Origin of the sequence: Nitrosomonas communis, assembly GCF_001007935.1 — a bacterium.
In the GTDB taxonomy this organism is placed as follows: domain Bacteria; phylum Pseudomonadota; class Gammaproteobacteria; order Burkholderiales; family Nitrosomonadaceae; genus Nitrosomonas; species Nitrosomonas communis.
In genome coordinates, this window is the sequence record NZ_CP011451.1 from 3,775,017 (window position 1) to 3,799,219 (window position 24,203).

Sequence of the window (24,203 nt, forward strand, 5' to 3'; positions counted from 1 at the left end):
AAATGAATAAACAGACTCCAGCTCTACTTATCAGGCTATGGCATTCGCTGTGGACGACCTTGCGTCATGCCTGGGCAAAGCGTGAGACTGTGTCATACCCGGAGATTAAGCGCCCTTTGCCCGGACGCTGGCGTGGCCGCATCGTGCTTACCCGCGACCCTGATGGCGAAGAACGTTGTGTAGCCTGTTATTTATGCTCGGCGGTATGCCCAGTGGACTGCATCCACTTGCAAGCTACGCAGCGAGACGACGGCCGGCGTTATCCGGAAACATTTCGTATCGATTTCAGCCGCTGCATCTTTTGTGGCTTTTGTGAAGAAGCCTGCCCGACGCTGGCGATACAGCTTACGCCAGATTTCGAGATGTGCGAGCAAAGCCATGGTGAGCTGGTGTACGAGAAAGAGCAACTGCTCGTTGAAGGCCAGGGCAAGCACCCCAGTTACAATTTTTACCGTCATGCTGGCATCGCAATCACCGGTAAAGCCATCGGCGAAGGTGTCGGCGATACACCACCGGTAGATCATGATACCAATCTGCCCTAGTAAATGAAGCATAACTGGCTAATGTAATTCCATTTCCAAATCAAAAATGACGCGAAGGCGAGCCGCAGACAGCATCCATAATACGGCAAGGTAAAGCTGACAAAGTCAGTTTTGATTGAGAAATAGAATAAGGAAGCATCGATGGACAGCACACAAAGATAAGGAAAACAACCATGATGAATAGCACAACCAGTCCAACAGGGTCAGCTCATGTATGAGTTCATTTTTTATCTTTCTTCCGTTATTGCAGTGATTGCCGCAGGCACAATCCTGGTCGTGCGTCATCCGGTCTATGCCGCCTTGTACCTGATCGTGTCACTACTGGCTTTAGCATTGTTGTTCTTCTTGCTCGGCGCTCCCCTATTGGCAGCATTCCAGGTTATGTTATACGCTGGTGCGATCCTGGTATTGTTTTTGTTCATGATGATGGTGATGAATTTACGTACCGAACGGAATCTGCCACTGTTACTTCCTGCCAGCTGGGGAGGGGTGGCATTATTGGCTCTGCTTCTGTGGTTGGTAATCTTGCTGTTACTTAGCAGATCGTCATTAGATATGGCAGTCAACATCATGGTGATCGGACCCACGGCGGTGGGGAATGCGCTATTTGGCCCATATCTGGTGGTGGTTGAAGCTGCTGCGATTTTATTGCTGGCGGCATTGGTAGCGGCCCTCTATCTCAGTCGAAGGGGAAAACGATGATCCCGCTCAGTCACAGCCTGGCTATCGCCGCTCTATTATTCGTACTGGGTCTTGCCGTGGTGTTATTACGGCGGGAGTTGCTGTTCATATTGATAGGATTGGAGGTGATGCTCAATGGCGTTGCCTTAACGGCGATAGCAGCGGGCCAATACTGGGGCAATGCCGATGGTCAGGTACTGGTTATCATGCTGATGACGGTAACGGCTGCAGAAGTTGTGGTGGCATTGATTCTAGTATGGCTAGCCTATGATCACTACAAGGCAGTGCGGGTGGAAACGCTCACCCACCTGAAAGATGAAACTGAAAGGAGTTCATCGTGAGTCAGTGGCTATGGCTGATTCCCTGCGCGCCTTTGCTTGGATCGCTCATCATTCTCTTTCTGGGGGGCCTGCTGCGACGGGAACACCTCGCCATAGTAGCTTGTTGCGCTGCAGCCATTGCTTTTCTGGTAGTGATGTTAGCCTGGCTAACCGGGGCCGCCAGCCAACCGTTGCAGCAAACCCTTTATACCTGGGTTGCAGTGGGCGAATGGCAGCCGATGTTTGGATTCACGCTTGATCGCCTTGCTTTGGTCATGGTGAGCGTAGTTAGCGGTGTGGGCTTATTGGTCCATTTTTACTCGGTACCCTTTATGGCTGAAGAAACCGATCAGCGTCGTTATTATTTTTTTCTCAACCTGTTTTTAGCCGGCATGCTGTTGCTGGTGCTAGCTGATAATCTGTTGCTTCTTTATCTGGGTTGGGAGCTGGTTGGGCTATGCTCCTATGCCCTGATTGGTTTCTGGTATCGAGAGTCACTGCCAAGCAATGCTGGGCGCAAGGCCTTTATTGTCACTCGCATTGGCGATACGGCACTGGCACTCGGCATCTTTCTCCTATTCAGCCAGTTTCACGAATTATCCCTCTCCGCGCTGCTTGCAAATGCTACCGCCCAGTGGGAAAAGAACTCAACCTTGGCCACTCTGGCGACGCTGTTAATCCTGGGTGGTGCTCTAGGTAAATCAGCACAATTACCACTACAAATCTGGCTGCCTGATGCTATGGCTGGCCCCAGTCCGGTTTCTGCATTGATGCATGCCGCCACGATGGTCACGGCAGGCGTTTATTTGATCGCGCGCACTCACCCCTTGTTTGAGTTGGCACCTCAGACACAATGGCTCGTGGCAGCCATCGGTGCGCTAACCATTATCTATGGCGCTAGCGCTGCGTTAGCACAAACAGATTTCAAAAAAGTGTTAGCCTACTCCACCATCAGCCAAATAGGTTACATGTTCCTGGCACTGGGCTGCGGAGCCTATGCATTAGCACTGTTTCATCTGACCACTCATGCCTTTTTTAAGGCTTTACTATTTCTATCTGCAGGCACGGTAATTCAAGCCAGCGGGGATGAACACGATATAAATAGTTTAGGCAGAATAGGTAACCATCCATCCATAGCCCGCTGGACATTCCTGATTGGTGCAGCTTCACTGGCTGGCGTGCCTTTCGTCACCGCCGGCTTCTATAGCAAAGACGCCATTCTTGTCACCACTTGGTCGGCACCGGCTGGCCCGTTATTGTGGGCCTTCGCTGCCTTCGGCGCCCTGCTGACTGCAATCTATATCTTTCGCGTCTATTTACTCGTCTTCCAAGGTTCAGGGCAGAAAACCTCGACAATATCCCTTCCCTATTTCATGTCGCTGCCGTTACTCATTTTGGCGTTGCTCAGCATCGTTAGCGGCTTCATTGAGTTACCGGAAGGCTGGCCCGGTCCGCACCTTTGGAGTCTATGGCTGGAAAATGAGCTTGGTGTAGCGACCTTCCCTCCACTAACCATTACTTACAATCTACAACTCATCACTGCGTTATTACCACTAGCGGGTTTTAGCTTGGCCTTGTGGTTGGTCCAGCGCGAGCAAGCGTATCAATCACTTCCCTTGGCAAATTTTTTGCGTAACGGCTGGGGTTTTGATGCTTTCTACCATGCCACGCTGGTACGTCCCTACCGTGGCTTGGCAAGGATACTGCACGCTGCTGAGAGTAAGGAGGGCATCATCTATATCATAGTACGCCCCTACCGCGCTCTCGCCAGGAGAGTATCAGGTGCTGTGGAAACTCTTCTGATTGAGGGGGCGCTAACCAGAATAACGCGTGGCTTCTTGGCCTTTGCCACCTTCTGCCGCAAAGGCGTGGAGTACAACGCGTTAGAAGCCGGCATCACTTGCTTAGTGGCAGCGCTGCGCTTCGGCTATACGCTTCTGAGCACTACCCAAAATGGTTTTCTGAGCCGCTATGCCTTGGTGATAAGTACAGGGGCCGTGTTCTTCCTGGGATATTGGTTATGGTGAGGAGAGTGTTATGGACTGGTTGAGCGTGCTGATATTTCTGCCCGTGTTGGGCGGGCTGTGGATCGGCGTAATAGGACACAATAAAACAGCCTTTGCACGTTGGGCCGCGCTAGCGATTACCAGCACAGAGCTGTTAATCGCACTTGGTTTGTGGTGGAACGCAGTCCCCAACGAACAGGGTTATTTTTACATCGTGCGTGCTCCCTGGGTCCCTGCCATGGGGATTCAATTTTTATTGGGTATGGATGGTATCAGCCTGCTGCTGGTGCTGTTAACCGCGCTACTAGGTCCTGTGGTAGTGTTGGTCTCATGGAATGCAATACAACGCAACTGGCCCGCTTTTGCCGCCCTCCTCCTCGCTACCCAGGCAGGAATTATGGGGGTCTTCCTGGCGCTTGACCTGGTGCTGTTCTATGTATTCTGGGAACTGATGTTAGTGCCGATGTATTTTCTGGTGGGAGTATGGGGTCACGAACGTAGACTCTATGCCGCCTACAAGTTTTTCCTTTTCACAGTTACCGGTTCACTGCTGATGTTGATAGCCATTCTGGGGTTGTACTTTACTCATGGCGAGCAAACTGGTATTTACACGTTCGATTACTTTGAATTATTACAGGTCAATCTGCCAGACAACAGCGAGATGTGGCTAATGCTTGGCTTTTTTATAGCTTTTGCTGTCAAGATTCCGCTGTTTCCAATACATAGCTGGCTGCCTGACGCTCACACCGAAGCGCCCACAGCGGGCAGCATCTTCCTCGCAGGCTTATTATTAAAGACCGGCGCTTATGGCTTGTTGCGCTTCTGCCTACCGCTGTTTCCTGAAGCCTCCACAGACTTTGCGCCCATTGGTATGACTCTAGGGGTGATCGGTATCCTCTATGGTGCCTTGTTGGCCTTGGTCCAGGAGGATATGAAGCGGCTCATTGCCTATTCTTCTATTAGCCACCTGGGCTTTGTGGTGTTTGGCATCTATGCATGGAATCAGGAAGGTTTGAACGGCGCTGTAATCTTGATGCTGGCGCACGGGGTGTCAACAGGCGCGATGTTTGCCATGGTCGGTATGTTGGAAGAACGTTGCGGCACCCGCTTACTAGCGCAGCTGGGGGGACTATTATCGCCAATCCCTCGTCTGGCTTCCCTGTTGTTACTCTTTACACTCTCTGCAATGGGTATGCCTGGGCTGGCCAATTTCATCGGTGAATTCCTGGTTCTTGCCGGCGTGTTCCAGGTCTCAGCCGGGCTTGCCGTAGCAGGAGCCCTAGGTATTATTGCTGGGGTCGTTTACCTGCTGTGGATGTACCAGCGCGCTGTGCTAGGGGAGATCACCATTAAACGAGCATGGACCGACCTCAACCGCCGCGAAGCTGTGCCACTGGGACTTTTGGCATTGGTAGTACTGTGGCTGGGTCTTTACCCTGCACCCTTCCTTGACAGCCTGCAAATCCCCGTGACCGCTATTATCGAATCGAAAAGCTCTGTGCCTACTGGATCGATTGATGCCCTCCGCTGAGCTGATCAATCTCGTCCCTTACCTGGTACCAACAACTGGTGGCTTAGCCATATTGATACTGGGTATCTGGCCGAAGCGTGTTTCGATCCGATTATTATCGACTGCCACGCTGTTTTTTCTGCTGCTGGGTGCTGCCGCCACTTTACTGTGGCAAGTACCTGGTACAGTAGGTAGCATGTTAGTAATCGACGATTTAAGTCGCGTGTTTACTCTATTTTTTATGTTGGGTGCCGCAGCCATCGTCCTGCTATCTTTCGGCCATGCCCCCATCCGCAATGAGCTCCAAGAGGAATACTTGAGCCTGATTCTCTTTGCCACATTAGGAATGGCCCTGCTCGTAAGCTCAAACAATCTTATCAGTGCCTTTCTCGGTCTGGAAATCCTGGCTGTACCGCTTTATGCCCTTATCGCGTGGCAACCAATAAGGTACGGTGCGATCGAGGGCGGCATAAAATATGCTGTACTTGCTGGTTTTGCTACTGCATTTTTTCTTTATGGCGTTGCCCTGGTCTATGCCAGCAGCGGCACTTTGGATCTGACTGAGTTGAACACAGTAGCTGGCGATGAATCCTTACTGCCAGTGGCCATTACTCTGATCTTGGTTGGGGTAGGATTTAAAGTAGCTTTGGTGCCGTTTCATATGTGGGCGCCTGACATCTACCAGGCCGCCCCTTCACCGATAACAGCTCTGTTTGCGAGTTTCAGTAAAGCGGCGACCATAGTGTTTCTGATCCGGCTATTGTGCCTACAATTGCCCCAAATATGGGAAGCGCTGCTTCCATTATTGTGGGGACTTGCGTTAATCAGTATGGTAGTAGGTAACCTGTTGGCGCTAAATCAACAGAATCTGAAAAGATTACTCGCCTATTCCTCTATCGCCCATCTCGGTTATATCCTGGTAGGACTGGCAGCGGGTACTGCGCAAGGCCGCGATGCCGCTATCTATTATGCTGTTACCCTAGCCATCATGAACCTAGGTGCCTTTGCTGTCATCGTTGCGTTAACGCGCCGTGAGCAGGATCGTGAAAATTTGGCAGATTATCGCGGGTTGGGACGTCGTTATCCGATGCTGGGACTTGCCATGGGAATTTACCTGCTAGCCCTAGCCGGCCTTCCGCCGACAGCTGGCTTTATGGCCAAGCTACTTGCCTTTGGTGCAGCTGTCGAGGCTGGCAATATGATGTTGGCGATTGTGGCAGTGCTCAACACAGCGCTCGCTTTTTTTTATTACTTACGGGTAATGATGGAGTTTTATAGTGAGCAGGAAACAAGCTTAAACACCATTCCGCCAACACAGGGCACATTGATTGTCATCATCATTGCCATTGTCCTGATTATCGGGCTTGGCATTTTCCCGCAGTGGCTATTGGGATCACTTCAATTGCCTTGAAGTACGGGATTTTTCAAGAAAATAGACATAGCGACAAGACTTTTGCAAGATGGATTTCGATTGTAATTCCCTTTCTAAATCAAACATGGCGCGAAGGCGAGCCGCAGACAGTATAAAATAATACAGCAAGGAGAAGCCGACAAAGTCAGGTTTGATTTAGGGATGGAATGACTTGTCATTAGCCGATAATACCTCTGTACTAAGCAAAATAATTTCAATTTCATTGATAATCTCCTCCTGCCGCAATCTGTTAGCCCTCATCCGCAATCTTGCAGTATCCTTCTCCAGATGTTGGATAGCACTATCCATATGAGCCAGTCGTTTATGATTTTCCCTCATAAACGATGAATAAAATACTTCATGTAATAGCACATAAAGATACTGATCAGTCAATTTTGTCAGAAATTGTGTCGGCTCCAGATGCAACAGAGGAGGGTGAGAATAAGTCAATTCTGGTTCAGGTAATGACAGAGGTAATAATTGGCGTAGCCTGATTTTCTCGCTTTCATCATCATAATAAAGTACGCTGATCTGCCCTATTTTTGTTGGCGCGGCTTGCTGTAATCTGTTCAGCACCTCAATTAGCCGCTGCAACGTAATCGGCACCTCTTCTGCCACACTGTGACTTTCAATAAAAGCAGCAATATGAAAGTTCTCGAGTAATTTGCTCTCAAGCTTGCGCCCCACCACTACCATCAAAGTTTCTCTTTGCAGTTGCTGGCTGTTTAAGAATGTAACTAACGATTCATTATAATCACCGCAAAAACCGCGTTCTGAACCGATGACAATCAATAGTTGCTGATGGCCCGGTTGAGCTGGGATCTGAGGATAAAAATACAGAAAATCCTGTGCCGTCATTTCAATGCTGGTAGTAACACGGCGTTGCGTGTCGAGGAACATTTCCAGTTTACGGATTTCAAGCAGAGCGAGGTTTTTCATCGTTTTCATGACGCTGTTGATTTCATCCAGCGTCGCTAGCCGCTCTTTTACCTCACGTCGTTTACTCATGCCCTACCCATTTCATTCAACCAGGTACGAACCAGGATTCTCCACTGCTCGTGGCCTTCCTCAATACTCAACCTGGTACGGGCTATTTGTTCTTGCAGATATTGCAAGCACGGTTTTATCTGATCCAATTCAAGATGATCAAACATTCCTTCGTTATAGGCAACCAGCCAGGCCATCTGGAATTCAATGGTTAACGGAGTAAGCAGTTCTTGCTTGAGTATCTCTCGTAATATCTGACCACGCCGTATGCGTGCCTCCATAGTGGGTTCGAGTCGTGAACCAAAACGGGTGAATACTTCGAGCTCAAGAAATTGCAAATAATCCAGCTTCATTCGCCCGGCTTCCTTTTTGATATTGGGATGCTGCGCATTTCCCCCAATACGCGACACTGAGCGCGTGACATCGATAGCCGGCAGGAAACCACGCGCAAATAACTGTTGATCAAGATAAATCTGTCCATCCGTAATGGAAATAAGATTGGTGGGAATATATGACGCAATTTCACCCTGTTCTGTCTCTATAATCGGCAATGCGGTCATACTGCCGCCCCCCTGTTTGGATGACAAACGGGTAGAACGCTCCAGCAAGCGAGAATGTAAAAAGAAAATATCGCCAGGATAAGCCTCGCGGCCAGGCGGTCTGCGCAGTAGCAAGGAAAGTTCGCGATAACTTCTTGCATGCGTGCTTAAGTCGTCATAGACCACGAGCGTATCATAACCTTCTGCCATCCAGGCCTCTGCCACAGCGCAACCGGCAAAGGGTGCCAGATATTTTAAGCCAGGCATGGCATTTGCCTCTGCAACCACCAACACAGTATTACTCAATGCTTGGTTGCGCCGCAGAATCTCGATAGTATTCACGACGGTGGAACGTTTCTGGCCAATTAAAACATAAACACAATAAACATTCTTGTCACGCTGATTAATAACCGCATCGATAGCGAGTGAACTTTTACCAGTACCATTATCCCCGATGATCAATTGTCGTTGTCCTTTGCCGACCGGAATCATGGTATCGATAATTTTGTTGCCGGTATACAGCGGCTGCGCCACAAAATCACGTGCAATAATGGGGGGGGAGCGCACGTCCAGCAAACGATAGATATCGAATTGAATCGGGCCGGCATCATCAAGCGGAATACCCAATGGATCGATCACTCGACCCAGCAGGGCACGCCCCACCCCTATACTCAAACGTTTCCCTGTCAGAAAAACAGCGGTGCCCGCGGTCAATTGGCTGGTCTGTCGTAGCAGGATGGCGCCCACCCGATCGCGGGCAAGATGAAACACTAAGGCACGGCTGCCATCTTCCAGATGAACCACATCCTCCATCCGCGCAGAAGGCAATCCACTAATCCAGGCAATGCCATCACCGATAGATACCACGTTGCCTTGCTCTGACAAACGAAGACCATACTGGTAGCGTGCTAACCAGTCGGCCTGTCTGTCAAAAAGAGAATTACTCAAAGAATTGGCACTGCTAGCTTCCCGCGGTAGCATGCTGCAAAGATCCACTAAAAAATTTTAATTCATCGCGTAAATTAGCATGCAAGATCCACGAACCTATTACTATCTGAAATCCTGCGATCAGATCAGAATTTACCTGAAATTCGATTGGCAGCATTCTTCCAGCGACATCTGACAAATAACGGGTAAGTTCATTTTGTTTGTTCTCATCCAGTGGAAATGCACTTTGAATTTTTATCTGCAACTCTGGTACTACCGTGGCTTCTGTAATAACGCGCTTATTTTCTTTGCTCAAACCATGTAAATCTTCCAGTAGCAATGCATAAAGAGCTGCTTCCAATTCAGGTGAGGCAAGGCGAAAGAGTAATTTAGTAGTAAATGCGATACCTTGCGCAATGCCTTGTTCTTCCATTCTGCGTTCAAATTCACGTTTAGCGCGCTCATCCAGCACCTTACGCCGTTCTGCTTCTTCATTGATTTTGTCATTCAGTTCAGCCAGTTTATTTTCACGCATTGCCGCCAGCTCAGCCATCAGGCGTGCCTGAGCCCTTTCTTTTTCCTGTTCCCATTCAGCCAGAAATTTTTCATGTTGTTGCTTAAGCTCATCTGCCTCAGCTTTGATTTGTTGCGCATCAGTCAGCGTCTTTTCGATACCAGCGCGACGTCTAGCAATAATGTCCAATATAGGTTGATACAAAAAATGCTTTAAGATCCAGACAAGTGCCAGAAAATTGATGATTTCGAGGATGAAGGTTGTCCAATCAAAAGTCACGCATACACCTGTACTTATCGGTTAATCAAATATTCCAGCAGCGGGTTACGAAACAGGATGATAAGCACAATTACCAGCACATAGATAGCAAGTGATTCAATCATCGCCAAGCCTATAAATAAAGTGCGCATAATAGATTTTTCTGCCTCTGGCTGACGCGCAAGCGAATCCAGCGCCTGGCTGATTGCCCGTCCCATCGCCATCGCTGGGAACATCATGCCAATAGCTACACCCAATACTGCGCTGATGGTAGAAAATATCGTAAACCAGGATATATCACTCATTAGCTAACTCCTTGTACATTTTGTTGAGATTGCATGGCGCCGGCAACATAAATCAACGCTAACATGCCAAAAATATAGGCCTGAACCAATGCCTCGATGATATGCAACATTAACACGGGTACCGGCACCAACAAGCCAGCTACGAGCAGGACCAGCAATGCCACCAGTTCGAGGCTCATAATGTTGCCGAATAAACGTACCGCTAAAGCAATCGTGCGGGTAACTTCACTAATCAGGTGAAAGGGTAACAAGATGGGCGAAGGGCTAAGATAGTGCTTAAGATAACCTGCTCCCTCATTGCGTATCCCAAACCAATGTACCGACAAAAAAACCAATAACGCAAGACCTGCGGTTACGGACAAGTTGCCAGTGGGAGAATGGAGCTCCGGAACAATGCCAACAAGGTTGGCAATGAGAATATAAATCCATAACGTTCCGATAAATGGCATCATTTGTTGCGAATAACCTGGAGATACCGCTTCGATGCTTTCCTCAATTAACAAAATGATTCCCTCCAGCATGGTTTGTAATGGCCCTGGCTCGAGCGACAGCTGCCGTGTAGCAAGCCAGCAGAATACGCCTAGCAATAATATGATGCCCCAGGTAGTGATCACAATGGATGTAATCGCAAAAGGTCCAGCATAAAATACGACAGCAGCTTCTTCCATCAGTCGTGCTTCCGCACATATAAATAAACGTTAACCATACCCACTATAATACCCAAAATAAGGAGTCCTATGGTCCAATGAACAGAATAGCCTTGCGCCTTATCATCCAACCAGTTACCAAGATAGACACCAGCGAGGATGGGCAGTATGAACAATAAGGAAAGTGTTCCCAAAAATATGGATTGAGCAAGCAGAGTAGGACGGTCCTGCTGTGCACGTTGCATCCGTTTCACTTGACGCTCGACTGATTTGCGTAGCTGTTCGTTGTTCATGATTTATTCTCAGAGGTTGTAAATTAATCTACTGCGCACCCAAATCGCTGTGTTGGGCGGTACTAGCTCCTCGCCTATCTTTTGCTATGTAGCTTTGCCGAAACTCGCAAGGCTCGTTTTATCGAAACTCACTCTGTTCGTTTTCTCGTCTCTACGTTCCGTCCGCCTCGCACTTTGGGCGCTCGCTACGTTTTCTTCATACCCCTCAGACCGTTTGAGTGGTAAGGTGTCCAATTTGCCATAAGCGCCGGAACATCTCTTGCTCCAGATGAGCGAGGCTATCTTTTAGCTCTCGTAGTGCTTCTTCTTCCTTGAGCAGCTGCTCCAGCAAGCCTTTACTAATGCGCTGATAATCCTTATCTTGCAGGAAGTGGCGCGTACTCAGATAGAGATGATTATTGGCAAAATAAAGTATGCCACCAGGAAGCCCAAGATAAATCCAGCCGCCATCTTGTAGTTGGTAGCGCGCCAGCCCGTAGTCCATTGCAGTCATCATGCGTTCATGATTCGCAAGAATACCAAAACTGCCAGTACTATCCTCTCCTACAAAACTGATCACATTGTCAGCGTATACATATTGCGTCGCACTCTGGATATGCAAATTGAAAGTCTTCATATTCATTATTGTTGCATTGAGCCTCGCATATAGCATTGCTCTTCCGGGATGGCATCATAGTCACCTCGCAAAAAGGTCTCGCAATCAGTCAATGTCACATCCAGTTTTACCGACACGCCTGGCACGCCAGTATGTGAAGCCATGACATGGAATGGCTGCGTTAAATATCGTTGCAGCTTGCGGGCACGCATCACAATACGCTGATCTTTCTGGGAGAGCGCCTCTAGACCCAGCATGGCAATAATATCTTCCAATTCCTGATAGCGCGCAAAATGTTCACGGACCCCTTCAGCCACACTATAATGCCGGTCACCGAGAAAGGTGCGATTCATCATTTTGCTCACTGATTGCAAAGGATCGACTGTCGGGTATATACCCTTAGCTGCCTGACTTCGAGACAGAATTACAGTCGTATCCAGATGCGTTAGAATGGTGCTGACCGCGGGATCAGTCATATCATCTGCAGGCACATAGACTGCTTCCACTGCTGTAATATTTCCACCACGCGTTGAGATGATACGCTCTTGCAATTCTGCCACTTCGCTCATTAAGGTAGGTTGATAACCAACCGTCGCAGGCATTCGCCCGAGTAATCCAGAAATTTCACTCCCTGCCTGGACAAATCGAAAGATGTTATCCATCATTAATAACACTTCTTTGCCTAAGGTATCCCGCAGATATTCCGCATAGGTTAAAGCAGATAAGCCCACACGGAAACGCACACCGGGCGATTCATCCATCTGACCAAACATCATCAGTGCGCGCGGCATGACGCCGGATTCCTGCATCTGGTGCCATAATTCATGACCTTCACGGATACGCTCCCCCACTCCCGCAAATACTGACACCCCCTGATGTAGATTGACGATGGCATGCATAAATTCCATAATCAGGACCGTCTTTCCCACACCCGCGCCACCAAACAAGCCGGTTTTTCCCCCTTTAATAAAGGGGCAAAGCAAATCAATGACTTTAATACCCGACTCGAGAATTCCGCCAGCTGGCACTGTTTCAGATAATAATGCGGGAGGAGCAATAATGCTCCGCATCTCTTTTTTTTCGAGCGGCGGCCCACCATCAAGCGGCATGCCAAACATATTCAGCATCCGATTCAGGCAATCCGGTGTTACTGGAACGCGTAAGGGAGCGCCGCTATCGAAAACAGATAAACCCCGCTTGAGACCACTTGTCGGATGCAAAGCAATGGCACGCACGCGTTGTTCGTCCAGATGGCGATAAACCTCAAAAGGATAAAATTCATGATCAGTTATGCTAAACAGCGCCTGATGCAGGGAGGGTAAACGTTTACAAAACACGTCAACCACTGGTCCATGAATTTCCTCTATTATCCCAAGTGGATCTTTTGCTGACTGCATTGATGGGATCATCTGTCCATTAAAATCCATATTTAAATCAATAACATAATATCAAATTAAATGCGGAGCAAACTCGATAAGTATACTCTTAAGACCGTTTATCCATGAGCTAGTTTATTTTTTTGCGGAGCAAATTTTAGGTAAAAATAGGGGGAATTTGTGCTTACGGAATACGGCAGATTAATTAGAGAATCTAGACTTGAGATCGGGGAAACATTAATGAGCATGGCAACCAGTATGAAAGCTAACGTGTCTTCTTTATCAGGTATGGTAACAGGAAGAATTAAAATAGAAGACGATATCATCACGAAAACGCATAAATTTTTTCTATTAAGAGGACTTCGTCTTGATGATGGATTGATGCGCAGATTGGCTAAAGGGAGTAATGACCGCCTTAAGAACGGCAATCCATTATTTAAAAGATAAGGAATAATAATTAATGAACAACTGGCCGTGTTTGATGGAAAAGTGAGGGACAAATGATCAATATACTAATTATTGCATTGACGATACTGGTATCTTTAGTAGAATTATCTGTGGTTATTTGGTCGTTAAAATCAACCAGAGATAAATTTGCCAGAGCTGATAATGATTCAGATAAAAATAGGAGGAATAATTAATGTCTGAATGGATTAAATTTAATGGAAGTGAACAACAGAAAAAACATTTAGAGCATTTGTCTGACGAGAGAATGAAATCATTAAGCAATAATCTTGAAAAGTTTTCTGCCGCCTTGAATAAACATATCCTTACTATGGAAGAGGCTACAAAAAACATCCAAGAGGCAGGCAAGAAGATGGGTATATTTTTATCAAAATCATGATTGATGGCAGTAAAAACAAAAGCCAGCGCAGATGTACCGCTGGCTTTTGTGGGATGAAGTGAACGAATCGTGCCAGATTCGAGTGGGTATTATAACATTACCTTGCAACGCCTTTGGCTTTTTCCCAAGTTCTGGTAACACTCAGTCCTAGCATAGCCAGCACTAACTCCATCAGATAATCTGTTTGTATGCTAGGCAACGATTCAACAGGCAGATTAAAAACATGGATAGACCAGGTAGCGACAGGCTGAATGAAGAACACCCAGGCGCGCCCGAGCACACACACCCACCCTATTCCTGGCCTCCACCCAGCAACAAATACAGAGCTATGCGCAGCTTCGACCTTATTGATTTCTCGCTGATCTGCAGCTGCTTGGTTGATAGCTTTCTGCAGATCGCCTTCTAGTTGCTCCCTAGCCCTAGCTCGCTCGTTCTCATTCGGTATCAGGTCCAGAACCTTATTGATGATTGGTGTTATTGCCGGAAATAATAATTGCCACATTTTATCGCTCCACGTCTTTGTCAAGATTGTAAAAATTCAGCCTTCCGATTTTCCCGACGAGCCGGTCAGGATTTTCTTTGGCCCACTTGGGGATGGCATTACCTTTAAGTGAGTCGTCATAGTATGAATCGATACCTTTGAGAGGTGATTTGTGCGATCCATCAACTACTGATCTTGCTATCTCAAGACATTCTGAAAATACTGGATCACCCGTTTTAGGCCAATTCGTCAGCTGCCTATCATTGGGATCAGTCATGCTTGAATACTGCCATTTTTTGGTGAGCACACTAATGATGTCATTGCCCCACCAGCCCGGGTTATTCACCCGGTTAACGATGGTATGAGCGACAGCAATTTTTGCCTCACGTGTTTCTCCCCTCGCCTCACGCCAAATGGTTAGCGCGAGCATTACAATTTCGTAATAACTCCACATATGCCCTACCTCACAATGTAATGATCACGTAGATGTTGACCGCGACAATCGCAACAATTGACGGAACCAAAAATTCCAGCCTGGCTTGATTACTCCAGTTCCTGATATCGAACCAATACAGCATACATTCAGCGCCTCGCCGTTCCTGATCCATAGCAACACGCTGACCAAGTTCCCACATGTACCAGCTCGCTACTACGGCAATAGTCACAGCAATCAGGTGCGGCAGCAACAATAAAACAATCATCATCGCCAGAGACGCAATAGAATGCGCCAGGATGTCTTTTAAGTTTTTATTCATACCTTTTCCTTGTTTTAATAAAAATAATTGCTTGCGGCTCAAATAAAACGGTCAATTTCTCAGCCAGTTGCTGATGCCGTGCTTGATGTAATCCACATTCTGAAAAAACCACCAGCCTACAGACGCGCAACCCATTACAACGTACAGAGCAACCCTCCCGGCAAACATCATTCTCTCTATGCTTTGCAAACGCTGATCGATGTTCTTCAATGTGGCAGTCATGTCGCGCACGCTTTCAGGATTCATTGGGCATTCATCCGATGTCTTCTCTCTCGCCACGATTCATGCTCCAGTCCGTTCTATACCCATGATTCACCCCTCTATAAATGTCTCAAATGAGAGACAAAAATGATAAAATGACGACTTGGTTAACTCCAATTTGGATGGAACACGAGCTCTGCTGGAACAGGGCTCGTGCATATGATGTAGTTTTAAAACAATCTCTCCACGATCATTCTCGCTCTACCTGCCGCTCCAGCCATAGCGGTGCCATCACCGTGCGCTCTTAGAACCGTGCCAGCCGCAAGGTAACCTGTATAGCCGTTACCTGTTGGCGCGTCTGATTCACCGGCCGAATTATTACCGCCTGCATAAATAAGCTTCTGTGCTTCCGCTATTGATGTGAATGCAGTCGTTAAAGTAGTACAGCTCTTTGATACCCCGAAAGACCCTACGGCCGCGCTAAATTCATGCGATAAATTCACATGGTAGATTCCGCTCGTATTGATAGTGAACCGGCCGCCATTCGCTGCGCTGTCTGCATAGGTGATTGATGCTCCCAAGTTTTCCAGAATGGTAGCGAATCGAAATATCTTGTTATCTGTTGATGCGTAGCCGTTTCCAGTGTGGACTGTGACTTTATCAGTGCCAGGAAAAGGCAAGATAATTGGTGAAGCCTGGCTGATTATCCAAGCGGCCAGCGTACCCGAGCCGTTAATATGGGTAATGTTCATACCCAATGCGCCGGTAGTTGAGTTGTAGCTAGTGACTTCACCCTGCATCCATTTTGATGCGTCAGCTGTATTCGCTAAGCGAAGAGTCATTCCAACCACGTAGGATTTTCCAGCCTGAGTAGTGAAAGACTTTGCACCGGTACCAATAGCCACGCTGCTTGCGCTGGTCCCATTCGTACTATTGAAGGGCACCTCTTTCAAGAAACAAATGTAACACAATGGTTTTACAGCAAATATTAAGTAGCCTCAGGAACAGGGGTAAGATTAAACCCCAGCTTCCGAGCGCGAACAGTCAGATGATGCAACACGCGTTGACGATATCGCTCCTCATAGTACTCCTGCCCTTTATCGACGTACTCGGTTCCTTTCGTTAGCATCGTGTAGATCAAGCGCGCCAGTTTGTGTGCTGTCGCTGTGATTGCCTTTGCCTTGTCGAGTCTGCCACATAATCTTCTGTAATAGGCACCCAGTGCAGACTGGCTGGATTTCAATGAAACTGCCGCCATGCGCAGTGCCTGAGCCGCACGGTTCGCTGTGCGCTTGCTTGCCCCCGATAGCACTTTTCCGCCCGATATCTTTGTTCCAGGACACAACCCAAGCCACGAGGCAAACTGCTTCGCACTCTTGAACCTGCTCATGTCAGCGCCCACTTCACTCAGGACTTTCATCGCAGTCATCACTTCGATGCCGTCAATTCGCGTCAAATCAACCCCACACATGCCAATCAGATGGGCACGCAAATCAAATTTGGGGGCGTTCTTGACATTGGAGCGGCGCTTCTTCTGGCAGATCTCTACCTTGTGCACCTGAAGTGCCGCCAGCATGGTTTCAAGCTGCCGGTCACATTCGGTGAGTCGTTCGCTGTAGGCGTCATAGAGTGACATCGCTTGCTTGAGTGCAAACAGGTGTTCTTCCCGCCAATTCCCGACTAACGATTTCTCAATCTCGTCTTTGCCAGCCCGGATGCGATTGCTCTTGAGATTCGCCAGGATGTGCCCATCTCTCTCACCAGTAATGATGGCACGAACGATCTTTTGACCGGTTTCGCCCACAATATCCGAAATCACGTTCGCCAATTGTATGTTCATTTGCGCCAGAGCCTTTTGCATATGTTGCACATGTCGCGCCTGATAACGGATCAGCATATCGCGTTGATGAGATATGGCTCGTAGTGCACATATCTCATCTTTCGGACGGAATGCGCCAGACATCAACCCAAAGCTCATCAGTTGCTGTAACCATTGGCAGTCCAGTACATCCGACTTCCGGCCAGAAACATTTCTAACGTGCCGCGCATTTACTAGATATAGCAGATCCCATATAAAATGATTTAAATTTCATAAGCGGCCAAAGAGTTGCTCGATGGAACAACCTTCCTTTTTTCTGATGGCTTTGGCCTGAGCCCATTTGGGTTCAATGCCATTTAAGTCAGGGGAATAAGGCGGCAGGTATTCAAGTGTATGCCCGGCATTGGCAATGGCGGTTTGGATATCCTGCCGTTTATGAAAGGTTGCGTTGTCCATGACAATCACGCAAGCGGGCAGAAGTTTAGGCAAAAGGTCCTGTGTTATCCACGCATAGAAAATGTCAGCGCAGATATTGGCGATGAACAGACTTATGGTCAGCAGCGTCTTTCCGATGAGAGCGCCAATCACATTGATTCGACCTCGTGCATGCCAGTCTTTTACGCCATGGACGCGCTCACCCACTGGCGCATAGCCATGCGTGCGTGGCATGTCGTGCGCAAAGCCGCTTTCATCAAGGTAGACGATAACGCGGCCTGCTCGCTCATAGTCTTCAATTTTTTGCTGGAAGATACGCCGCTCTTTTTCGCTGGCTTTGGGGTGACACAGGCTTTTTTTTTTATAAGTCACGCCCAGACGCTTTAAAGCATGGTTAATGCCTTGCTTGCTGACACCCAACCGTTTGGTGCGCTCGTACTGATACGCGTCCGGATAATTCTTGATGTCCTGCGCCAACATTTCCATGTTGATCTTGGTGGCAGGTTTGTTGCGGGTGGTCTTGGGATCGGGAGTTTTGATCCAACGCATCACGCTGGCGACCCCTACACCAAAACGCTTGGCCACTTGCGCCATTGAGAGGTTCTCCTTCTCACGAACGGATAATACTTTACGGCGAAATAATATCGGATAGGTCATCTGTAAATTATAATCAATTTATAGGGGACATGCTATACCACGCTTGGTGAAACGTGGGAAGACAAAGCATCCAAACTCGACGCGCACAGCATGCTGAAGTGCCTGGAGAATATTCCTCAGCGTTCGATTACCAGAGGTTGCCTGGCCCTGACGGTAGGCATCGATACTCAGGATAAATGGCTGGCTGTGAAGCTGCTCGGCTGGGGAGCCGATAACCTGTGGATTATCGAATGGCACACGATTGAGGGTGATACCACAAGGCCCGAAGAATGGGATAAATTAGAGGAATACCTCAATACCCCCTTGATCAATTCATGCGGTAACGCCATCCGCATCGAAGCAGCTGCGATCGATACCCGTGGCCACAGAGGTGAACAGGTCAAGAAATTCATTGCGCGCAAAACATTGAAGGTGCCTGTCTATGCTGTACAAGGCTCGACCACCAGACTAGGCAGAGCGATTGCTACCACCGCATCCCATCCTGAAAAAACGCACAGAGGCAAGGTCGTCAAGACTGGCTATTCTTTATGGAACGTTGGTACCGAGTATTGCAAGGATTTTATTTACGGTACCTTGGCCAGTGATGAAAAGCTCCCTACCCATAAGCGGGTAATCCATTTTCCTGAAGGCCTGACTGAAGATTATTTCGATGGTCTGCTATCGGAAATACTCGATCCTGAAACAAATCGATATATCAAAAGAAAAGGCGCTAAGCACCAACGCAATGAACCGCTGGACACGCTGGTTTATGCCTGGGCAATTGGTCACCACAACCGGGTAAGGATAGGCATGACATCACGCGGGGAATTCGATCCTGGCTACTGGACTAGGAGAGAAGCCATCCTGGAAAACCCATCGCTTTTTACGTTTGAGCATCAAGACACCGATAAGGTAGAGGTCATACCCAAACCAATACCAGAGTCGGGAGGTATCTCACTCAATGGCTGGAGGCGTGGATGATCGAGGAAAAAGATATCGTCGAGGATATTTTCTCTCAAATCAGAGAGATTATGGGCAACCAGTTCCATGGCGAAATATTCCTCAAACTTACTCAGATTGAAGCGAGAGTTCGTCAAAAGTGGGGCGGGACTGAGCCGTATGTACCTAAAAGCAGGGAAAAGAAGAGGGCTAAAGCTGCAAATGATTTAAAAAATGGGATGTCGCCAAAAGACGTTATGAAAACGACAGGCATCAGCAGGAGCGAAGTTTACAAGTTATTAAATCGCAACAATTGGAGCAGTCATGGCAGGAATAACACTTGAGCAGGCAGAGGCGCGGCTTGCAACATATTTAGAAGCTGAGGCAAAGGTATTATCTGGACAATCCTATGAGATTGACGGAAGAGCATTAAAGAGAGCGAACCTTGCTGAAATCCAGGCTGGAATCAATATCTGGAATCAGCGAGTAAAGGACTTGTCCGCGAAAGCAAGCGGCAGAAGCAGATCAGCAAACGTGAGTCCAGGATGGTGATGAAATGAAAAATCTTCCTAAGATGAATTTTTTAGATCGAGCAATCGCGGTCATTGCTCCCGGCACCGCTCTAAACAGGATAAGAAATCGAACAGCTTTGGCGCTTTCCGGATCCTATACTGGAGGATCGAGAAGCAGGGCGTCGATGAGAAACTGGAATCCATACTCAGGCGACGCAAACAGCGACATTATTTATGACCTGGAAATATTGAGAGCGAGATCAAGAGACCTTGCGCGCAATGCTCCTATTGGTGGGGCTGCTATTAACTCGGTCGTCACTAATGTAATTGGCACCGGGCTATCGATGCAGTCAAATCCAGACACTAAATTTCTTGGAATGACTGATGAGCAGGCTAACGAATTTAAGCGAGAGGTTGAGGCGGAATGGTCTATCTGGTGCAATAGCACTGAGTGCGACGTTTCGCGCAACATGAATTTCTATGGATTGCAGGGGCTGGCTTTACGATCCATGCTGGAGTCAGGTGACGTGCTTGCATTAACTCCTGCGATCGCCAAGAAAAGCAATCCCTACAGACTGGCTATCCAGTTAATAGAATCGGACAGGATCAGCAATAAGGGCTATGCAGCAGATACCGATACTAAATTTGCTGGCGTTACTTTGGACAGTAACGGTGCGGCTATTAAATACGACATAGCAAAAAAACATCCCGGATCTTTGTTAAGAAGGGGAAATGAATGGATTGAGGTGGACGCATTTGGACAGGATGGGCGAATAAATGTAATACATCTTTTCGACAAAACTAGACCGGGTCAAGTGCGCGGCGTTCCATTCCTTGCTCCAGTGATCGAGCAGCTCAAACAATTGTCCAGATACACCGAGGCTGAGTTGCAGGCGGCAGTAGTGTCTGCGGCGCTTGCTATCTTCGTTAAGATGGATACGGACGCTTTTGAGAGTTTGTTTCAAGAGGATGCAAAACAGAGCTACATTAAAAACGCTGCTGGATGGGACGGTTTTCTCAATTTCACCATGGATGATTCAGGCAAGGTGATTAACCTGTTGCCCGGTGAAGACGTTTTATCTCCTGATTTGGGCAGGCCGAATGCAAACTTTGATCCTTTCTTTTTGGCAATGCTGAAGCAAATAGGGCCGGTGTTAGAGATTCCGTTTGAGGTTTTAACCAAACATTTCTCAGCCAGCTACTCAGCAAGCAGGGCTGCACTACTGGATTTCTGGCGGATAGTCAGGAGACGTCGCGATTTTATGGCAACATACTTTTGCGAGCCGATCAAAGAGCTGTGGTTCGAGGAGGCGGTATCATCAGGAAGAATCGCAGCTCCCGGCTTCTTTGCAGATATAAGAATCAGGCAGGCATATACTAGGGTCACGTGGGTAGGAGATGGTCCGGGCAGCATTGATCCATTGAAAGAAGTAAGCGCAGCTGAGAAGCGTATTGCAGTCGGCATCAGTACCAGGGAAAAGGAAACGGCCGCTTATGATGGTGGCGATTATGAATCCAACATCGAGCAGCTTGGCAAAGAGAAAAAGCTGATGGAAGCAGCTGGATTATCTACGGAATCCAAGCCATTGGACACGGGATCGCTTGTCATCTCACCCGAGCAAACCTGAATATCATAAAAAGTCTCGTTTTCCCCTAAAAACGAGACAATCATATCTATAAAGTATAAGCCAGTTTATAAGGCTGGCTTATGCAAATCACTGATGTTCTGACTAGCCCTTGGGCTATCGTCCCCGAAAAATTACTTGAAATACATGCCATCTATGATGCTCGCGTAAAAGGTGAGCGCATAGACCTTGCTGCCGTGGAAGCCCGCATAGGGAAACCGTTAGCTAACGAGAACCAGGGCTATCAAATCAATAATGGCGTGGCAGTCATCCCCATTCACGGCGTGATCGCCAAGAAAATGAATATGTTCGATGCCATATCCGGCGGTGTTTCTACTCAGTTAGTAGCGCGGGATATTCGGGCAGCGGTTGATGATCCTGCCGTTAAGTCAATTCTCCTGCATATCGATTCACCAGGTGGAACGGTGGATGGTACGCAGACACTGGCAAACCTGGTCAAAGAGGCTTCAGCCATAAAGCCAGTCATGACCTTTGCTGATGGCGTCATGGCGAGTGCGGCGTATTGGATCGGTTCTGCTGCATCTGAAATCGTTTCATCTGGAGACACGACTCAGATCGGCTCAATAGGCGTCGTCACGACGCATAAAGATATCTCCAAAGCCGAAGAGAAAAGCGGCGTCAAAACCACTGAGATAAGCGCAGGCAAATATAAGCGCATTGCAAGTCAATTTTCTCCTTTGTCCGAAGAAGCTCAAGCCCATCTGCAAGATCAGGTAGACCAGCTCTACACCATCTTTGTTGATTCTGTTGCAGAGAACAGGGACGTCTCGTCTGACGTTGTGCTGGAGCAAATGGCGGATGGGCGCGTATTCCTCAGCAAGGAAGCGCTTAAGCGCGGAATGATCGATCACATAGCAACCTTTGAGCAAACAATTACTAACATGCAAAACGGAGTATAGCCAATGAATCAAGAGGTAACAAATCAACCGGCGGCAGCAAGCGCAGACAATGCGCCAGTTGCGAATAAGCCGGTAAGCATAGATGAGATTAAAGCCGCGTATCCAGAAATCTCCCAGGCACTGATCAACGAAGGCGCGGAAAAAGAACGAGCTCGTATCAAATCCTGTGAAGAAGCCAGTATGCGCGGCTATGAAAATTTGGTGGCAAGCATGAAATTCGATGGCAAGTCTACCGGCGAAACCATAGCACTTGCAATCGTTCGGGAAGAACAAAAAATCCGCAACGATAAGAATGCGGCCTTTGTTTCCAATGCACCACAGCCAGTTAAATCAGATCCTGTGAATGCGCTGGAAAAACCAAAAGACGAGGCAAAGGACAAAGTGAACGATCAATCATTGCCGCTTGAAGAACGCGCTAAAGCCGCATGGGATAGTGATGCAGGCTTACGTGCTGAATTCAGTTCCTTTGGTTCTTATTTCTCATTCGTTGAAGCTAATGGAGGCAAGCTGTAATGACAACCCTCGCTAAAGACCAACCACGAGATTTTTTGAAAGGCGACTTCCACGATTATCCGGTGATTGCATCGGACATTATTTACCAAGGCGCAGCGGTAGGAGATAACGGCTCAGGCTATGCGCGGCCTTTGGTTGCTGGTGATCCTTTCCGTGGTTTTGCTGACTACCGTGCTGACAATGCGATCGGCTCAGCTGGTGATGTTTATGTTCGCTGCCGTACGCGAGGAAAGATCAGACTTTCTATTTCCAGCCTGGCAATCACTGATGTGGGCAAAGATGTGTTTGCCTCAGACGATGACACGTTCACCTTGACGCAAGGCAGCAATACCAGAATAGGTGTCGTAGTTGGTTGGGTATCTACTGGCGTTGGCATCGTGGAATTTAACACGACTCGCGGGGTATTGACTGAATTAAGGGCACCTCTAAAAATTCAAGCTATAAAATGAGGCGCGTTAGGAGAAAGTAGTATTTTCTTGATTTGTCCAGGATAACACGTTGTTTAAAATGTATAATAATGAGATTATGCTCCCCGATATGAGTCCTCACCATGCAACTCGGTTTTTTTGACCTTGACAATCGATATGCTCAGCTAAGTAAGTTAAATGATCCGCTTGAAGAGCTGAATCGCATAATCGATTGGAATCTATTCGCTGATCTTCTTGCAGAGACAACGACGAAGCCCCGGAAAAGTGAAGCAGGCCGCAAACCCTTTGATCGGGTGATGCTATTCAAAATGCTGGTATAGCATATCCCATATAAAATGATTTAAATTTCATAAGCGGCAAAGAGCTGCTCGATGGAACACCCTTCCCTTTTTCTGATGGCTTTGGCCTGAGCCCATTTGGATTCAATGTCATTTAAGTCAGGGGAATAAGGCGGCAGGTATTCAAGTGTATGCCCGGCATTGGCAATGGCGGTTTGGATATCCTGCCGTTTATGAAAGGTTGCGTTGTCCATGACAATCACGCAAGCGGGCAGAAGTTTAGGCAAAAGGTCCTGTGTTATCCACGCATAGAAAATGTCAGCGCAGATATTGGCGATGAACAGACTTATGGTCAGCAGCGTCTTTCCGATGAGAGCGCCAATCACATTGATTCGACCTCGTGCATGCCAGTCTTTTACGCCATGGACGCGCTCACCCACTGGCGCATAGCCATGCGTGCGTGGCATGTCGTGCGCAAAGCCGCTTTCATCAAGGTAGACGATAACGCGGCCTGCTCGCTCATAGTCTTCAATTTTTTGCTGGAAGATACGCCGCTCTTCTTCGCTGGCTTTGGGGTGACACAGGCTTTTTTTTATAAGTCACGCCCAGACGCTTTAAAGCATGGTTAATGCCTTGCTTGCTGACACCCAACCGTTTGGTGCGCTCGTACTGATACGCGTCCGGATAATTCTTGATGTCCTGCGCCAACATTTCCATGTTGATCTTGGTGGCAGGTTTGTTGCGGGTGGTCTTGGGATCGGGAGTTTTGATCCAACGCATCACGCTGGCGACCCCTACACCAAAACGCTTGGCCACTTGCGCCATTGAGAGGTTCTCCTTCTCACGAACGGATAATACTTTACGGCGAAATAATATCGGATAGGTCATCTGTAAATTATAATCAAT

32 protein-coding genes and 1 pseudogene are annotated in these 24,203 nt (G+C 47.9%); 16 read left to right on the forward strand and 17 right to left on the reverse strand.

The features are described 5' to 3' along the window. The first annotated feature begins 2 nt into the window (after positions 1-2). From nuoI to AAW31_RS17015, 6 genes are all read left to right on the forward strand, one after another. A complete protein-coding gene (gene nuoI, locus AAW31_RS16990) occupies positions 3-542 on the forward strand; it encodes an NADH-quinone oxidoreductase subunit NuoI (protein WP_046851154.1) in 540 nt (179 codons plus the stop codon). 210 nt (positions 543-752) lie between these two features. Then, positions 753-1,244: an NADH-quinone oxidoreductase subunit J family protein gene (locus AAW31_RS16995; RefSeq protein ID WP_046851155.1), complete on the forward strand. Its 492-nt coding sequence runs from the start codon at positions 753-755 to the stop codon at positions 1,242-1,244. After that, a complete protein-coding gene (gene nuoK, locus AAW31_RS17000; RefSeq protein WP_046851156.1) occupies positions 1,241-1,564 on the forward strand; it encodes an NADH-quinone oxidoreductase subunit NuoK in 324 nt (107 codons plus the stop codon). The genes AAW31_RS16995 and nuoK overlap by 4 nt, the downstream gene beginning before the upstream one ends. Further along, entirely contained in the window at positions 1,561-3,570 is a 2,010-nt protein-coding gene (gene nuoL / locus AAW31_RS17005) for an NADH-quinone oxidoreductase subunit L (RefSeq protein WP_046851157.1), read from the forward strand. The genes nuoK and nuoL overlap by 4 nt, the downstream gene beginning before the upstream one ends. 10 nt (positions 3,571-3,580) lie before the next feature. Next, positions 3,581-5,080 (forward strand): complex I subunit 4 family protein, encoded by a 1,500-nt coding sequence (locus AAW31_RS17010; protein WP_046851158.1) that lies wholly within the window; start codon positions 3,581-3,583, stop codon positions 5,078-5,080. Next, the gene (locus AAW31_RS17015; RefSeq protein ID WP_052752329.1) at positions 5,067-6,470 is read left to right on the forward strand and encodes an NADH-quinone oxidoreductase subunit N; all 1,404 of its coding nucleotides are present in this window, start codon (positions 5,067-5,069) and stop codon (positions 6,468-6,470) included. The genes AAW31_RS17010 and AAW31_RS17015 overlap by 14 nt, the downstream gene beginning before the upstream one ends. 156 nt (positions 6,471-6,626) lie before the next feature. On the opposite strand, the gene AAW31_RS17020 is transcribed toward AAW31_RS17015, so the two are convergent. From AAW31_RS17020 to atpD, 8 genes are all read right to left on the reverse strand, one after another. Beyond that, positions 6,627-7,478: a F0F1 ATP synthase subunit gamma gene (locus AAW31_RS17020; protein WP_046851159.1), complete on the reverse strand. Its 852-nt coding sequence runs from the start codon at positions 7,476-7,478 to the stop codon at positions 6,627-6,629. Further along, the gene (locus tag AAW31_RS17025) at positions 7,475-8,944 is read right to left on the reverse strand and encodes a F0F1 ATP synthase subunit alpha (RefSeq protein ID WP_235264404.1); all 1,470 of its coding nucleotides are present in this window, start codon (positions 8,942-8,944) and stop codon (positions 7,475-7,477) included. The genes AAW31_RS17020 and AAW31_RS17025 overlap by 4 nt, the downstream gene beginning before the upstream one ends. A gap of 13 nt (positions 8,945-8,957) precedes the next feature. After that, complete coding sequence (locus AAW31_RS17030) at positions 8,958-9,716, reverse strand: F0F1 ATP synthase subunit delta (protein ID WP_046851161.1); 759 nt, start codon at positions 9,714-9,716, stop codon at positions 8,958-8,960. 14 nt (positions 9,717-9,730) lie between these two features. Beyond that, a complete protein-coding gene (atpE, locus tag AAW31_RS17035) occupies positions 9,731-10,000 on the reverse strand; it encodes an ATP synthase F0 subunit C (protein WP_046851162.1) in 270 nt (89 codons plus the stop codon). Further along, positions 10,000-10,668: a F0F1 ATP synthase subunit A gene (locus AAW31_RS17040; protein ID WP_046851163.1), complete on the reverse strand. Its 669-nt coding sequence runs from the start codon at positions 10,666-10,668 to the stop codon at positions 10,000-10,002. Before AAW31_RS17040 ends, atpE begins: the two co-directional genes overlap by 1 nt. Further along, on the reverse strand, positions 10,668-10,940 hold the full coding sequence (locus AAW31_RS17045) for an AtpZ/AtpI family protein (protein WP_046851164.1): 273 nt from the start codon (positions 10,938-10,940) through the stop codon (positions 10,668-10,670). Before AAW31_RS17045 ends, AAW31_RS17040 begins: the two co-directional genes overlap by 1 nt. 205 nt (positions 10,941-11,145) lie before the next feature. After that, complete coding sequence (locus AAW31_RS17050) at positions 11,146-11,562, reverse strand: F0F1 ATP synthase subunit epsilon (RefSeq protein ID WP_200899660.1); 417 nt, start codon at positions 11,560-11,562, stop codon at positions 11,146-11,148. After that, a complete protein-coding gene (gene atpD, locus AAW31_RS17055) occupies positions 11,562-12,944 on the reverse strand; it encodes a F0F1 ATP synthase subunit beta (protein ID WP_235264405.1) in 1,383 nt (460 codons plus the stop codon). Before atpD ends, AAW31_RS17050 begins: the two co-directional genes overlap by 1 nt. Positions 12,945-13,151: 207 nt before the next feature. On the opposite strand from atpD, the gene AAW31_RS17060 reads away from it, so the two are divergent. Beyond that, positions 13,152-13,358, forward strand: a complete 207-nt coding sequence (locus tag AAW31_RS17060; protein WP_046851165.1) for a hypothetical protein — start codon at positions 13,152-13,154, stop codon at positions 13,356-13,358. A 193-nt stretch (positions 13,359-13,551) separates the two neighbouring features. Beyond that, positions 13,552-13,755: a hypothetical protein gene (locus AAW31_RS17065; RefSeq protein WP_046851166.1), complete on the forward strand. Its 204-nt coding sequence runs from the start codon at positions 13,552-13,554 to the stop codon at positions 13,753-13,755. 97 nt (positions 13,756-13,852) lie between these two features. Here AAW31_RS17065 and AAW31_RS17070 read toward each other — a convergent pair whose 3' ends face one another. The 7 genes from AAW31_RS17070 to AAW31_RS20220 all read right to left on the reverse strand — a co-directional run bounded on the left by AAW31_RS17070 (position 13,853) and on the right by AAW31_RS20220 (position 18,103). Next, positions 13,853-14,257 carry a 3TM-type holin gene (locus tag AAW31_RS17070; protein WP_046851167.1) on the reverse strand — a complete coding sequence of 135 codons (405 nt, stop codon included), beginning with the start codon at positions 14,255-14,257 and terminating at the stop codon, positions 13,853-13,855. 1 nt (position 14,258) lies between these two features. Then, complete coding sequence (locus tag AAW31_RS17075) at positions 14,259-14,690, reverse strand: cell wall hydrolase (RefSeq protein WP_046851168.1); 432 nt, start codon at positions 14,688-14,690, stop codon at positions 14,259-14,261. 10 nt (positions 14,691-14,700) lie between these two features. Beyond that, positions 14,701-14,991 carry a hypothetical protein gene (locus AAW31_RS17080; protein WP_046851169.1) on the reverse strand — a complete coding sequence of 97 codons (291 nt, stop codon included), beginning with the start codon at positions 14,989-14,991 and terminating at the stop codon, positions 14,701-14,703. Positions 14,992-15,042: 51 nt separating this feature from the next. Next, entirely contained in the window at positions 15,043-15,270 is a 228-nt protein-coding gene (locus AAW31_RS17085) for a hypothetical protein (RefSeq protein WP_144413009.1), read from the reverse strand. Positions 15,271-15,422: 152 nt separating this feature from the next. Beyond that, positions 15,423-16,136 carry a hypothetical protein gene (locus AAW31_RS17090; protein WP_046851171.1) on the reverse strand — a complete coding sequence of 238 codons (714 nt, stop codon included), beginning with the start codon at positions 16,134-16,136 and terminating at the stop codon, positions 15,423-15,425. A gap of 44 nt (positions 16,137-16,180) precedes the next feature. After that, on the reverse strand, positions 16,181-17,266 hold the full coding sequence (locus AAW31_RS17095; RefSeq protein ID WP_144413010.1) for an IS110 family RNA-guided transposase: 1,086 nt from the start codon (positions 17,264-17,266) through the stop codon (positions 16,181-16,183). 15 nt (positions 17,267-17,281) lie between these two features. Further along, positions 17,282-18,103, reverse strand: a complete 822-nt coding sequence (locus tag AAW31_RS20220) for an IS630 family transposase (protein WP_046851172.1) — start codon at positions 18,101-18,103, stop codon at positions 17,282-17,284. 42 nt (positions 18,104-18,145) lie between these two features. Between AAW31_RS20220 and AAW31_RS17105 the strand changes: the two are divergent. The 8 genes and pseudogenes from AAW31_RS17105 to AAW31_RS17140 form a co-directional block, all read left to right on the forward strand. Then, positions 18,146-19,063: pseudogene (locus AAW31_RS17105) on the forward strand (terminase gpA endonuclease subunit); the annotation flags it as partial. Further along, a complete protein-coding gene (locus AAW31_RS17110; protein WP_046851174.1) occupies positions 19,060-19,365 on the forward strand; it encodes a helix-turn-helix domain-containing protein in 306 nt (101 codons plus the stop codon). The pseudogene AAW31_RS17105 and the gene AAW31_RS17110, both read left to right, overlap by 4 nt. Then, complete coding sequence (locus AAW31_RS17115) at positions 19,346-19,573, forward strand: DUF6148 family protein (protein WP_046851175.1); 228 nt, start codon at positions 19,346-19,348, stop codon at positions 19,571-19,573. Before AAW31_RS17110 ends, AAW31_RS17115 begins: the two co-directional genes overlap by 20 nt. 145 nt (positions 19,574-19,718) lie before the next feature. After that, entirely contained in the window at positions 19,719-21,161 is a 1,443-nt protein-coding gene (locus AAW31_RS17120; protein WP_158441581.1) for a phage portal protein, read from the forward strand. Between the two features lie 80 nt (positions 21,162-21,241). After that, entirely contained in the window at positions 21,242-22,078 is an 837-nt protein-coding gene (sppA, locus tag AAW31_RS17125) for a signal peptide peptidase SppA (RefSeq protein ID WP_052752332.1), read from the forward strand. A gap of 3 nt (positions 22,079-22,081) precedes the next feature. After that, positions 22,082-22,591: a hypothetical protein gene (locus AAW31_RS17130; protein ID WP_046851176.1), complete on the forward strand. Its 510-nt coding sequence runs from the start codon at positions 22,082-22,084 to the stop codon at positions 22,589-22,591. Further along, on the forward strand, positions 22,591-23,040 hold the full coding sequence (locus tag AAW31_RS17135; RefSeq protein ID WP_046851177.1) for a hypothetical protein: 450 nt from the start codon (positions 22,591-22,593) through the stop codon (positions 23,038-23,040). Before AAW31_RS17130 ends, AAW31_RS17135 begins: the two co-directional genes overlap by 1 nt. A 101-nt stretch (positions 23,041-23,141) precedes the next feature. Continuing rightward, positions 23,142-23,339, forward strand: coding sequence for a hypothetical protein (locus tag AAW31_RS17140; protein ID WP_046851178.1), 198 nt, complete (start codon positions 23,142-23,144; stop codon positions 23,337-23,339). Positions 23,340-23,359: 20 nt separating this feature from the next. Here AAW31_RS17140 and AAW31_RS17145 read toward each other — a convergent pair whose 3' ends face one another. Then, positions 23,360-23,893, reverse strand: a complete 534-nt coding sequence (locus tag AAW31_RS17145) for an IS630 family transposase (RefSeq protein WP_309567629.1) — start codon at positions 23,891-23,893, stop codon at positions 23,360-23,362. After that, on the reverse strand, positions 23,826-24,185 hold the full coding sequence (locus tag AAW31_RS17150; RefSeq protein WP_046851180.1) for an IS630 transposase-related protein: 360 nt from the start codon (positions 24,183-24,185) through the stop codon (positions 23,826-23,828). The genes AAW31_RS17145 and AAW31_RS17150 overlap by 68 nt, the downstream gene beginning before the upstream one ends. Positions 24,186-24,203 lie beyond the last annotated feature (18 nt).